11 protein-coding genes are annotated in these 11,801 nt (G+C 68.8%); 8 read left to right on the top strand and 3 right to left on the bottom strand.

Features of this window, described 5'->3' with window-relative positions:
• Nucleotides 1-242: 242 nt before the first annotated feature.
• Nucleotides 243-1,250, bottom strand: coding sequence for a zinc-binding alcohol dehydrogenase family protein (locus tag IAE58_RS18565; RefSeq protein ID WP_199933668.1), 1,008 nt, complete (start codon nt 1,248-1,250; stop codon nt 243-245).
• 91 nt (nt 1,251-1,341) lie between these two features.
• Here IAE58_RS18565 and IAE58_RS18560 point away from each other — a divergent pair, with 91 nt between their 5' ends.
• Nucleotides 1,342-2,322 carry a LysR family transcriptional regulator gene (locus IAE58_RS18560; RefSeq protein ID WP_199933669.1) on the top strand — a complete coding sequence of 327 codons (981 nt, stop codon included), beginning with the start codon at nt 1,342-1,344 and terminating at the stop codon, nt 2,320-2,322.
• 8 nt (nt 2,323-2,330) lie between these two features.
• Nucleotides 2,331-2,960: a leucine efflux protein LeuE gene (gene leuE, locus IAE58_RS18555; RefSeq protein ID WP_199933676.1), complete on the top strand. Its 630-nt coding sequence runs from the start codon at nt 2,331-2,333 to the stop codon at nt 2,958-2,960.
• Between the two features lie 84 nt (nt 2,961-3,044).
• Here the strand turns inward: leuE and IAE58_RS18550 are convergent, their stop codons facing one another.
• On the bottom strand, nt 3,045-3,947 hold the full coding sequence (locus tag IAE58_RS18550) for a LysR family transcriptional regulator (protein ID WP_199933670.1): 903 nt from the start codon (nt 3,945-3,947) through the stop codon (nt 3,045-3,047).
• Between the two features lie 111 nt (nt 3,948-4,058).
• Here IAE58_RS18550 and IAE58_RS18545 point away from each other — a divergent pair, with 111 nt between their 5' ends.
• From IAE58_RS18545 to IAE58_RS18530, 4 genes are all read left to right on the top strand, one after another.
• Nucleotides 4,059-5,126, top strand: coding sequence for an aldo/keto reductase (locus IAE58_RS18545; protein ID WP_199933671.1), 1,068 nt, complete (start codon nt 4,059-4,061; stop codon nt 5,124-5,126).
• 39 nt (nt 5,127-5,165) lie between these two features.
• Entirely contained in the window at nt 5,166-6,161 is a 996-nt protein-coding gene (locus IAE58_RS18540) for an aldo/keto reductase (RefSeq protein WP_199933677.1), read from the top strand.
• Between the two features lie 67 nt (nt 6,162-6,228).
• Nucleotides 6,229-6,885, top strand: a complete 657-nt coding sequence (locus tag IAE58_RS18535; protein ID WP_233614898.1) for a suppressor of fused domain protein — start codon at nt 6,229-6,231, stop codon at nt 6,883-6,885.
• Nucleotides 6,886-7,155: 270 nt separating this feature from the next.
• Nucleotides 7,156-8,583 carry an amino acid permease gene (locus tag IAE58_RS18530; protein ID WP_108751418.1) on the top strand — a complete coding sequence of 476 codons (1,428 nt, stop codon included), beginning with the start codon at nt 7,156-7,158 and terminating at the stop codon, nt 8,581-8,583.
• A 41-nt stretch (nt 8,584-8,624) separates the two neighbouring features.
• On the opposite strand, the gene IAE58_RS18525 is transcribed toward IAE58_RS18530, so the two are convergent.
• Nucleotides 8,625-9,857, bottom strand: a complete 1,233-nt coding sequence (locus IAE58_RS18525) for a dipeptidase (protein ID WP_199933673.1) — start codon at nt 9,855-9,857, stop codon at nt 8,625-8,627.
• 154 nt (nt 9,858-10,011) lie between these two features.
• Between IAE58_RS18525 and IAE58_RS18520 the strand changes: the two genes are divergently transcribed.
• Both IAE58_RS18520 and IAE58_RS18515 read left to right on the top strand, forming a co-directional pair.
• Nucleotides 10,012-10,827 carry a protein klaA gene (locus IAE58_RS18520; protein WP_199933674.1) on the top strand — a complete coding sequence of 272 codons (816 nt, stop codon included), beginning with the start codon at nt 10,012-10,014 and terminating at the stop codon, nt 10,825-10,827.
• The gene (locus IAE58_RS18515) at nt 10,824-11,726 is read left to right on the top strand and encodes a hypothetical protein (RefSeq protein ID WP_199933675.1); all 903 of its coding nucleotides are present in this window, start codon (nt 10,824-10,826) and stop codon (nt 11,724-11,726) included. The genes IAE58_RS18520 and IAE58_RS18515 overlap by 4 nt, the downstream gene beginning before the upstream one ends.
• Nucleotides 11,727-11,801: the final 75 nt, after the last annotated feature.

The following is an 11,801-nucleotide window of genomic DNA, read 5'->3' as shown; positions in this document are numbered from 1 at the left end:
GGGTCCGGTTGCGGGGGCGTGAGCGCCATGGATGGCGCGACCGAGGCTACAAGGGTGAGGGCGCTTTGCTTGCGAAGCACTGCTTCGCAAGCGCCCGAACACCCAGCCGCCAGCGGCTGGGCCGGGCCCCGGAGGGGGACTTGCGGCGTGTCCCGCGAACCCAACCCGCCCGACCAAGCGCAGGGTTTTGCTTTCCGCGACCAACCCACAGCCACGAGGGGCTCAGCCGTTGGCTGGAACCCTCACCAGCCTTCCAGCACGATCTTGCCCTTGGCGCGGTGGCTTTCCAGCAGTGCGTGCGCGCGGCGCAGGTTGGCCGCGTTGATGCGCCCGAAGTGCTCGCCCAGCGTGGTCTGCAGCACGCCGGCATCGATCAGTTCGGCCACCCGGTTCAACAGATCGTGCTGCTTCTGCATGTCCGCCGTCTTGAACAGCGGGCGGGTGAACATCAGTTCCCAGTGCAGCGACAGCGCCTTGCGCTTGAGCGACATCACGTCCAGTTGGCCCGGGTCATCAATCAGCCCCAGCTGGCCCTGTGGCGCCAGCACCTCCACGATCTGCGCGTAGTGCTGGTCGGTGTGGGTCAGGCTGGCCACGTGTTCCACCTGGGCGATGCCCAGCCGGGCCAGGCCTTCGGCCAGCGGCAGGCTGTGGTCGATCACGTGGTGGGCGCCCATGGCGTACACCCAGTCCTGGGTATCGGGGCGCGAGGCGGTGCCGATCACCGTCAGCTGGGTCAGCTGGCGCGCCAGCTGCACCAGGATCGAGCCGACGCCGCCAGCGGCGCCGATCACCAGCAGGGTCTGCCCTTCACCACCGCCCTCGGCAATGCGCAGGCGGTCGAACAGCAGCTCCCAGGCGGTGATCGCGGTCAGCGGCAGGGCTGCCGCCGCGGCATCGTCCAGCGTGGCGGGCTCGCGGCCAACACTGCGCTCGTCCACCAACTGGTATTCGGCATTGCTGCCGGGGCGGTCGATCACGCCGGCGTAGTACACCGCGTCGCCCGGCTGGAACAGGGTCACCTCGCTGCCCACGGCGTCGACCACGCCCACCGCATCCCAACCCAGCACGCGCGGGCTTTCTGTGGCGGCGCTGCGACGAACCTTGGTGTCGACCGGGTTCACGGCCACCGCGCGCACGGCCACGCGAAGATCGCGCGGGCCGGGCTGGGGCAGGTCCAGATCGATATCGACCAGGGCCTGGGGGTCATCGATGGGCAGGCCGGCGTGGGTATAGGCAATGGCGCGCATGGGGCGGTCCAAGGGGGAAAGGAAGGCACAGCGTGCGCCGCGCACGCCTGCCGGGAAAGGCGCAGAATCAGTCAGCACTTTCACTCTGGCGATGAAAATGATCCGCTTCGACGACCTGCAGCTGTTCGTCCGCACCGCCGCCCTGGGCAGCTTCTCGCAGGCCGCGCGCGAAGCCGACCTGCTGCCTGGCCAGGTGGCCGCCGCGGTGGCGCGGCTGGAACGCGAGCTGGATCTGCGCCTGTTCGTGCGCACCACCCGCAGCCTGCGCCTGACCGGCGAAGGTGCGCTGTACCTGCCCTATGCGCAGGAAGTGCTGGTCACCCTGCGCGAGGGCCAGGCACGGGTGCAGGGCGACGCGGCCGAACTGCACGGCACCCTGCAGTTGTCGGCGCCGTCGGATTTCGGCCGCAACCTGCTGCTGCCGTGGCTGGCGACCTTCCGCGCCGCACATCCGAAGCTGCGCCTGCACCTGCGGCTGTCCGACGAAGTTGCCGATGTATTCCGCGACCCGGTGGACGTGGCGATCCGCCTGGGCCAGTTCGACGATGCCAATTACGTGGCCCTGCCCCTGCTGGAGGGCAATCGCCGCGTGCTGGCCGCATCACCGGGCTATCTGCAGCGGCGCGGTGTGCCGGCACGCCTGGAGGATCTGCGCGAGCACGACTGCCTGGCCTATCAGCTTGGCGGACGCACCTACGACCGCTGGGCCTTCGAGGTGGACGGCCGGCGGGTGGTGGTGCCGGTGCGCGGTCCACTGGTCTGCGACGACGCCGACGTGGTGCGGCGCTGGGCGGTGGCCGGTGAAGGCATCACCTACAAATCCTGGCTGGACCTGCGCCAGGACGTGCTGGAAGGCCGCCTGCAGGTGCTGCTGGGTGGCGTGGGCAGCCATATTCCGCTGCAGCTGGTCTGCCCGCACCGCAAGCAGTTCTCGCCGGCGGTGCGGCAACTGCACGCGCAGCTGCACCAGCACCTGCAACCGCTGCTGTCCGGCCTGCCCGCTGGCGACGGCGGCCCCCTGTCCGCGGCCAGCGCGGTGGCCGACAATGGCGCCCCCCCGCAACAACAATGAGCCATGCCATGCCGTGGATGGGCATCCAGGACCTGTGGACGTTCCTGCTCGCCGTACTGGTGTTCCTTGCCCTGCCCGGGCCCGGCACCTTCACCCTGCTCACGGCCACCGGCCGTGGTGGCGTGCGCGGCGGCTACACCGCGCTGGCCGGCCTGCTGCTCGGTGACCAGATCCTGATGTGGCTCGCCCTGGCCGGCGTGGCCGCGCTGCTGAAAGCCAACCCGCTGGTATTCCACGCCGTGCAGTACCTGGGCGCGGCCTACCTGGTGTGGGTGGGCATCAGCCTGCTGCGCACGCCGAAGCCTGATGGCGGCGATGGCGGCCCGATCCGCATGCAGCCCGGCCGCTATTTCCAGCAGGCGATCCTGGTCAGCCTGCTCAATCCGAAGGCGATCCTGTTCTACATGGCCTTCCTGCCGCTGTTCATCGATCCCACCGCGCACCACGGCATCGCCACGTTCGCGGCGCTGGCCGGCATCATCTTCGTAGTCAGCGTGGCCTACTGCTCGCTGCTGATCGGTGCGGGCAACCTGGCGCGGCGGCGGTTGATCCAGCACCCGCGCGTGAGCACGGCGCTGCGCCGGGTGGCCGGCCTGTTCCTGGTCGGCTTCGGTATCCGCCTGGGGTTGAACGGGTAAGACAGCCCGGTAGAGTCGAGCTTGCTCGACTGCGCTGGATCAACGGCGGCCAACCAAGGTTGGCCACCACCAGGGCAGCGGCGTTTACCGCTCAGGCATTCCCGCGCGCAGGTGGTCGATGAACACCCGCAGCTTGGGCGCCATCTGTTCGCGCGCCGGGTAGTACAGGTGGAAGCCGGGGAATGGCGGCTGCCACTCCTGCAGCACGCTGCGCAGGCGGCCGGCGGCAATGTCGTCGGCCACCAGCGAGGCGAAGCCCTGGGCCATGCCCAGACCATCCAGCACGGCGCGATGGGCGACACCGGCATCGTTGAACACCAGCCGCCCGGTCACTTCCACCTCCAGGTCGTGGCCCTGGCGGCTGAATTCCCAGGGCATCAGCCGGCCGTTGGCCAGCCGGTGCACGATGCAGGCATGGTCCTGCAGGTCGTGCGGGGTCTGTGGCACGCCATGGCGTTCGAAGTAGGCTGGCGTGGCCACCACCACTTGTCGCTCGGGCGGTCCAACCGGCACGGCAATCATCCCCTGCGCCAGCGATTCGCCCAGGCGGATGCCGGCGTCGAAGCCCTCGGCCACCAGATCGGTCAGCGCCGGGTCCACGCACAGTTCCACCTGCACCTGCGGGTAGCGGGCGAGGAAATCGGGCAGCCGCGGCAGCACCATGCGATCGGCGACGATGCGCGGCAGGGTCACCCGCAGCCGCCCGGCCGGCACCGAGCGCGCGCTGTCCAGCTCGGCGAAGGCCTGGTCGATCTGCTCCAGGCCGCCGCGCACGCGCTGCAGGAAGCGTGCGCCGTGTTCGGTCAGGCCCACCCGCCGCGTGGTCCGCTGCAGCAGGCGCACGCCCATCCGTGCTTCCAGCGCGCGCACGCTCTGCGACAGCGCCGAGGTCGATACCCCCAGGGCGTCGGCAGCGCGGGTGAAACTGGCATGGTCGGCCACGTGGACGAAGGCGACCACGGCGGTAAGCGGCGCAGAGGCGTCCATTGTGAAGCCCTCCTTCAAGGTGAGTCCGGTTGTACGCAGTTTATCCACATGATCCACAGGAGCAAGCTGGCTTCTCCGGCGGATGTACCGCCTGCGTGATGGAGACCTGCAATGTCGCTCGACCACTACCGCCTGCTGGGCCGCTCCGGCCTGCGGGTCAGCCCGATGGCCCTGGGCACGATGACCTTCGGCGCCGACTGGGGCTGGGGCGCGGATGAAGCCGAGGCCCGTCGCATCTTCGACGCCTACGTCGAACGTGGCGGCAATTTCGTCGATACGGCGAACAACTACACCAATGGCAGCGCCGAAACCCTGCTAGGCCGTTTCGCCCGGGGCCGGCGCGACCGCCTGGTGATTGCCAGCAAGTACACCCTGGCCACCGTACCGGGCGACCCCAACAACGCCGGCAACCACCGCAAGAGCATGCTGCGCTCGGTGGAGGACAGTCTGCGCCGGCTCGGTACCGACTACCTGGACGTGCTGTACCTGCACGCCTGGGACGACACCACCGGCGTCGATGAGGTGATGCGCGGCTTCGACGATCTGGTCCGCAGTGGCAAGGTGCTCTACGCCGGCATTTCCGATACACCGGCCTGGCAGATCGCACGCATGCAGACCCTGGCCGACCTGCGTGGCTGGGCCCCGCTGGTGGCGCTGCAGATCGAGTACAGCCTGATCCAGCGCAGCGTGGAACACGAACTGCTGCCGATGGCGCAGGCGCTGGGCTTGGGCGTGGTGGCCTGGTCGCCGCTGGGCAGCGGGGTGCTGACCGGCAAGTACAGCGCCGCCGATCTGGCCCCGCCCGAGGCGCTGGATGCCACGCCGGGGGGCTCACGCCGCAACGTCGCCCTGATCAACGGCGCGTTGACTACACGTTCGCTGCAGATCACCGATGAAGTCCGACAGATCGCCCAGGACCTGTCGCACTCCCCGGCCCAGGTCGCGCTGGCCTGGCTGATGCAGCGCCCCGCTGCCGGTGCCCTGCCCATCGTTGGCGCCCGCACCCTGGGCCAGCTCGAGCACAACCTGGACGCGCTGGACCTGCAGCTGCCTACCGACGTCATCGCCCGACTGGACGCGATCAGCGCCGTCGCCCCGTCCTTCCCGCACGACTTCCTGCAGATGCCGCTGCCACGCCTGTTGATGAGCGGCGGCACCCGCCTGCAGCCGCGCGCCTGACCACTTCCACCCGGAGACTTCCCGATGAACCCCACACCGATGACCACCCGCACCCTCGGCCCCGCCGGCCCTACGGTTTCCGCCCTTGGGCTGGGCTGCATGGGCATGAGTGCCTTCTACGGCGGGCGCGGCAGCGAAGACGCGGCCATCGCCCTGATCCAGCAGGCCCTGGACCGTGGCGTCACCCTGCTCGACACCGCCGATGTATACGGCCCGCACAGCAATGAACGCCTGCTCGGCCGCGCCATCGCCGGGCGCCGCAACGAGGTGTTCCTGGCCAGCAAGTTCGGCCTGAAGCTGGACCCGGGCAACCCGCAGGCACGGGGCATCGACGGCCGCCCGGAATACGTGCAGGCCGCCTGCGAGGACAGCCTGCGCCGGCTGGGCGTGGACCACATCGACCTGTACTACCAGCACCGCGTCGACCCGGCGGTGCCGATCGAAGACACCGTCGGTGCGATGGCGCGGCTGGTGGAACAGGGCAAGGTGCGCTGGCTGGGCCTGTCCGAGGCCTCGGCGGCCACGATCCGCCGCGCCCACGCGGTGCACCCGATCACCGCAGTGCAGAGCGAGTACTCGCTGTGGTCGCGCGAACCGGAACAGAATGGGGTGCTGGCCACCACCGCCGAACTGGGCATCGGCTTCGTGCCGTATTCGCCGCTGGGCCGGGGCTTCCTGACCGGTGCCATCCGCAGCCCGGATGATTTCGAGGCCGGCGACTACCGCCGCAGTTCGCCGCGCTTCCAGGGCGACAACTTCGCCCGCAACCTGGCGCTCGTGGCGCAGGTGCAGGCGCTGGCCGCCGAGCTGGAGATCACTCCGGCACAGCTGGCCCTGGCCTGGGTACTGGCGCAGGGTCCGCACCTGGTGCCGATCCCGGGCACCACGCGCCTGCCACGGCTGCAGGAAAACCTGGGCGCGCTGCAGGTGCAGTTGGACGCGGACGTGCTGGCACGACTGGATGCGGTGTTCCCGCTGCATGCGGCGGCCGGAGAACGCTACCCGCAAGCCGTGCTGGCCACGGTGGACCGCTGAAACGACGGGCGGGGCCGCGCTATCCTGCCGCCCCGCCCGCAACCGCCAAGGACGCACGATGCTCCCCATGGACGACGACACCCTGCTCGAACGCAGCTGGGAAATCCGCGAAGAGACCCTGTACAAGCAGCACTTCGGCGACACCGGCCCGGGCATCTACCCGCTGGACATGGACCTGCTGCACGGGGTGTTCCAGCAGGAGGACATCGATCCGCGCTGGCTGCACGTGGGCGTATTCGCCTGCCCCCCACATGGCGAGCGCCGGCACTGGGTGTATGTCAGCTCGGGCCTGTCCAACGCCTGGGAAGGTGCGCACGAGGACGGCGATTCGGGCTTTGGTGTCGAACTGCTGCTGGAAACGCGCGACGAAGCGCCGTGGGCACTGACCACCCTGCGCTGGTTCACCGCCTACCAGCTGCTGCTGTGCCATTCGCGCATGCCGGGCGGGCCGCTGGCGCCGTGGCATCGGTTGAAGCTGGGCATGCCGGTGGACCGTGCCGAAAGCGAACTGCAGGCGATGGTGTTCATTCCCTCGCCGCATTTCCCCGGCCCACAGCAGCTGCCCTCCGGCCGCTTCGATTTCCTGCAGCTGCTGCCGCTGACCTTGGAAGAACATGCCTTCGGTCGCGAACACGACTTTGAAACGGTGCTGGCGCAGCTGACTGCGGCTGGCGCCGCTCCGGTGGTCGACCCGAAGCGTCGCGGCATCGACCTGGCACCGTAACGTCGAGCTTGCTCGACTGCCGTGCGCAGGAGCAGTCGAGCAAGCTCGACTCTACGAAGAGCGCAAAGCAGTCGAGCAAGCTCGACTCTACCAACCCGAGGCCGTCGGGTACGCCCGACGTGACCGGGTGACCGTTTATGCCGATTCCGTCACCCTGGTCGGGGCGCAGCGCGCGACAGGGCGGCATGACCCCCGTCAGTGGTAATGCTGCGCTGCGTTGGGTCACACTCGGGAACTTGTCGTTCCAAGTCATCCCCTTCCGAGGCCTGCATGTCCCTGCTCCGGCGCAAGTCCCTAGATTCCGTCACCGACCATGAAGCCGGCCGGCGCCTGGTCCCGACCCTCAGCTGGCCGCACCTGATCGCCCTGGGTATCGGCGCCATTGTCGGCACCGGCATCTACACGCTGATCGGCGTGGGCGCCAACCTGGCCGGTCCGGCAGTGCTGATTTCCTTCGCCATCGCCGGCGCGGTGTGCGCCTGCGCGGCGCTGTCCTACGCCGAACTGTCGACCATGATGCCGGCCGCCGGCAGCGCCTATACCTACAGCTACAGCGCGCTGGGCGAAGTGTTCGCCTGGGTGGTGGGCTGGAGCCTGATCCTGGAGTACTCGCTGGTGGTGAGTACCGTGGCGGTGGGCTGGTCGGGCTACTTCGTTGGTTTCCTGCAGTGGGTGCACACCCAGTTCGGCATCGACATCACCCTGCCCGCAGCGCTGGCCGCCGGGCCGCACGTGGCCGGTGGCTTCATCAACCTGCCGGCCATCGTCATCACCTGGCTGGTGGCGCTGATGCTGATGGCCGGCACCAAGGAAAGCGCCACCCTCAACGCGATCCTGGTGGTGTTCAAGCTGATCGCGCTGGCGGTATTCGTGGCCGTGGCCCTGCCCGCCTTCGACAGCAGCAACCTGCAACCGTTCATGCCGCACGGCTTCGCCAAATCCATGGGGCCGGACGGCGTGGAGCGCGGCGTGATGGCGGCAGCGGCCATCATCTTCTTCGCGTTCTATGGCTTCGATGCCATTTCCACCGCGGCCGAAGAAACCAAGAACCCGGGCCGTGATCTGTCGATCGGCATCATCGGTTCGATGGTTGGCTGCACCATCGTGTACGTGCTGGTGGCGCTGGCCGCCGTGGGCGCGATGAGCTATGCGGTGTTTGGCCAGAGCGCCGAGCCGCTGGCACTGATCATGCGTGAACTCGGCAGCCCCAAGGCCGCCATGTTCATCGGCGTGGTCGCCATCATTGCCCTGCCGACCGTGCTGCTGGCCTTCCTGTATGGCCAGAGCCGCATCTTCTTCGTGATGAGCCGTGATGGCCTGCTGCCGCGCCGCCTGTCCAAGGTCAGCGCGCGCACCGGTACGCCGGTGGCGACCACGCTGTTCACCGCCGTGGTGGTGTCGGCGCTGGCCGGTGTGGCGCGCCTGGACGAGATCGCGGCGCTGGCCAACGCCGGTACCCTCGCCGCGTTCACCGCCGTGGGCATCTGCCTGGTGGTGCTGCGCCTGCGCGAACCCAACCGCGAACGCAGTTTCCGCACGCCGCTGGCGTTCGTGGTGGGACCGCTGGCCGCACTGGGCTGCATCTACCTGTTCATCAGCCTGCCGCACACCACCCAGCTGTATTTCCTGCTGTGGAACGTGGTCGGCCTGGTGCTGTACTTCGTGTACAGCCGCCGCAATGCGGTGATCGCGCGCTGATCCGCGTCGCCGAGCATGGCCCGGCGATCACGCGGTCCCGATCAGGTCTCGGCGTAGGCCTGCGCCTGGCGCATCACCCGCAGCAGGTTGCCGCCCCAGATGTCGGCAATCTGCTGCTCGGTGTAGCCCTTGCGCAGCAGCCAGGCGGTGATCTTCGGCAGCTGGCTGACATCGGGCAGATCGCTCAGGCCGCCACCGCCATCCCAGTCCAGGCCGATGCCCACGTGCTCGGGGCCGACCACCTTCAGGATGTGCTCGAAGTGGGCGAAGAAGTCGTCCAGGCTCGCGTGGCGTACCGGATGTTCGTGGTCCAGTGCCTGCTCGGCCTGCTGCAGGGCGACGCCCTGGGCGATGGTCATGCCTTCCCAGCCCCCCATCTTCCTGCTCAGCGCTTCTTCGGCCTGCTTGCGTTCGGGCGTCTTGCCGGTGTCGATCAGATAGCCGCCGTAGGCGTTCACCTGGATCACCCCACCGGCCTTGGCCAGCTTGCGCAGGCGCGCATCATCCAGATTGCGCGGGTGGTTGTAGACCGCCTTGGCCGAACTGTGCGACAGCACGAACGGCACCGGCATCATCGCCAGCAGATCGTCGAATACGGCATCTGACGCGTGCGACTGGTCGATGACGATGCCCAGCTTCACCGCCGCGCGCACCAGGTCCTTGCCGGCCGGGCTCAGGCCTTTCCACTCCGGCCCCTTGGGATCGGTGGCCGAATCGGCGAATTCGTTGTTGGCGAAATGCACGGTGCTGAGCAGGCGCAGGCCGGCACGGTGGTAGAAGCTCAGCAGCGTGGGGTCGGCCACCAGCGGGCTGGCGTTTTCCATGCTGATGTAGACCACGCGCTTGCCTTCGCCCTTGATCCGCGCGGCATCATCGGCGGTCAGCGCCAGCGCGAAGCGCTCGGGGTTGGCGGCCAGCATCTGCCGGATCTCCAGCAGGCGCTGCAGGCCATGGTCGCGCTCGGCCAGGTGGGCGGCAGCGCTGCGGTCGCCCTGGTCGGTGTAGATGGCCCAGAAGCCGCCATCCAGTGCGCCATCCACCATGCGCGGGTAGTCGACCTGGGAGAGCGCGTTGTGGTCGTGGCGCTGTTCGATGTCAAAGCCGCTGCGGCCGAAGTTGGCCGGCGTATCCAGGTGGCTGTCCAGGGTCAGCAGGCGCTGCTGCAGGGCCTTGGCTCGGGCCAGTTCCTGCGCGCTGAATTCAACGGCGTGGGCAGACAGCGGCGCACTCAGCGCCAGGGCAAGCAGCAGGGACAGGCGACGCAACGACGGCATGGGCATCCACCGGCAATGGGAAGAGCACGACCATAGCGCCGCGGCGGCCACCACCGGTAGTGCCAAGGGGCCGCGCGCACTCCATTACACTCGGCGGCAGCCGCTATCGACAGCGGCAGCCCACACGCTGCGCCACCGCTGAAACGGAATTCCAATGTCCCATCCCGTGCCGCCACCGCTTCCCACCGTACACCCTGCGCCTGACAGCGCGCCGCTCAGCGTCGAGCAACTCAAGCGCGATGTGCTGCCGGCCTTGTTTCTGGGGCGCATCGACATCGGCCGCTACGGACCGGCCGACCTGGCCAGCGTCAGTGCGGAGCCGGCGTGGCAGGAAGGCAGTGCCCACGCGCTGGCCCGGGCACTGGCCGATCTGGTCAGCCGCCTTTCCGAACACGACCCCAATGCACTGCTGGAACGCGCCAGCTGGTGGGACCGGTTCACCGGTGCCGATATCGAACGGCGGCTGCGCCGGCGCATCGCGATGGGCGGTAACGGTGACGTGCTGTCCGAAGTCGAGCACCAGGCCGCAGCGGTGCGCAGCAGCGTGGACCGCTTGAATGCACAGTTGGATGCACACGACGAACAGGGGGCGCGCCTGCAGATCTACATCGATGCAGGCGTGCAGTTCCTGCAGGAACTGCCGGCCGACAGCGGCGCCAGCGACGATCCGCTGGTGCTGGACCGCCCCGTGGAACGCCTGCAGCGGCGGGTGGCGAACCTGACCGCGCTGCTGGCCAGCCATTCGATGAGCCGCATCCAGGTGCAGCTGGCGCGCAACCACGCCATTGAACTGCTCGACCGCTACTGCGAAACCGTGCAGATCCTGCTGCCGATCTGGCGGCAGACCATCCAGGCACTGCAGAACAGCGACAACGCCAGCCCGCAGATGGTGGCGCGTGCGGCACAAGCACAAGACCAGCTGAAACAGGCCCTGCAGCAGCTGCTGCGCACCTCCGGAGCACCGGCATGACGTCTTCCAGGACCGATCCACTGCAGGTGCCGGCAGCGTTGCAGCCGCGGGTCGAAGCCGTTCCCGGCCTGCGCGCGCTGTACCGCCGGGGTTCGTTCGCGCGCACCCTGGGTCTGGCGTGTTTCGCGGTGCTGCCGGCCACGGCGCTGCTGTCCATCATGCTGCTGCAGGGCCTGACCGGCAATCCGCCGTCGGCGCACGTTCCCGCCGGCTACGGCAATGTGCCTTCGACGCTGGCCCTGCTGGCATTGGCCAACCTGAGCATCGTGGGTGGCCTGCTGGTCTGGATGGGATTCGGCCTGCGCAGGGTGCTGCTCAACCGCGGCGTGCGCCACTTCACCTTCTCGTTCGTGATCGGTGGCTCGGTGCTGGTGGCCCTGTTGGTGGGCAACGGCTTTGTCAGTCCCGACTTCAGCCGGTCTGAGGCCGGCGATGGCAGCAAGCTCGACAGCACTCAGCTGCCCGCACTCATCGACAGCCCGGGATTTGCCGCGCTCAGCCCGCAATGGCAGGGCTATCTACAGGCGCAGCGCTCACTGGCACGCGCCTCCGCGCCCCTGAACGACACCGGCCTGGCCATCGCCCGCGGCGAGGACATCGGCATCGCCGTGCCCGCGGTGATCCGTGCGCGCTTCGAAGCCAAGGCCAAGCTTCCCTATTCGGCAGGCAGCCAGGCGTGGCAACGCGACCACTGGCTGCGCAACGGTGTGCAGCATGTGGTTGGCCTGGCGATCGCCTGGTCGCTGCTGCTGCTGATCGTCGCCGGCATCGGCCTGACCACGCTGGGGTACCACGTTCGCGGTCGGGCGCGGGTGATCAATGGCCTGCTGCTGCAGTTGCAGGGGCCACCGGCAGCGGGTGTGGCAGATGCAGCGTCGAGCCATGCTCGACTTAACTGATCAGCACCTGTCGCGGGGGGGGGGGGGGGGGCCGGGCCGGGCGGGGGGGGGGGGGGGGGCCCGGGCGCGGGGGGG

The organism is Stenotrophomonas sp. S49, from assembly GCF_016624905.1.
GTDB lineage: Bacteria > Pseudomonadota > Gammaproteobacteria > Xanthomonadales > Xanthomonadaceae > Stenotrophomonas.
This window is presented reverse-complemented; position numbering and strand designations above follow the sequence as displayed.

Coding starts and splice junctions, on each gene's coding strand:
- IAE58_RS18515 (WP_199933675.1), top strand. CDS start 10,824: ATGACGTCTTCCAGGACCGATCCACTGCAGGTGCCGGCAGCGTTGCAG.
- IAE58_RS18545 (WP_199933671.1), top strand. CDS start 4,059: ATGTCGCTCGACCACTACCGCCTGCTGGGCCGCTCCGGCCTGCGGGTC.
- IAE58_RS18560 (WP_199933669.1), top strand. CDS start 1,342: ATGAAAATGATCCGCTTCGACGACCTGCAGCTGTTCGTCCGCACCGCC.
- IAE58_RS18530 (WP_108751418.1), top strand. CDS start 7,156: ATGTCCCTGCTCCGGCGCAAGTCCCTAGATTCCGTCACCGACCATGAA.
- IAE58_RS18565 (WP_199933668.1), bottom strand. CDS start 1,250: ATGCGCGCCATTGCCTATACCCACGCCGGCCTGCCCATCGATGACCCC.
- IAE58_RS18550 (WP_199933670.1), bottom strand. CDS start 3,947: ATGGACGCCTCTGCGCCGCTTACCGCCGTGGTCGCCTTCGTCCACGTG.
- IAE58_RS18535 (WP_233614898.1), top strand. CDS start 6,229: ATGGACGACGACACCCTGCTCGAACGCAGCTGGGAAATCCGCGAAGAG.
- IAE58_RS18520 (WP_199933674.1), top strand. CDS start 10,012: ATGTCCCATCCCGTGCCGCCACCGCTTCCCACCGTACACCCTGCGCCT.
- IAE58_RS18540 (WP_199933677.1), top strand. CDS start 5,166: ATGACCACCCGCACCCTCGGCCCCGCCGGCCCTACGGTTTCCGCCCTT.
- leuE (WP_199933676.1), top strand. CDS start 2,331: ATGCCGTGGATGGGCATCCAGGACCTGTGGACGTTCCTGCTCGCCGTA.
- IAE58_RS18525 (WP_199933673.1), bottom strand. CDS start 9,857: ATGCCGTCGTTGCGTCGCCTGTCCCTGCTGCTTGCCCTGGCGCTGAGT.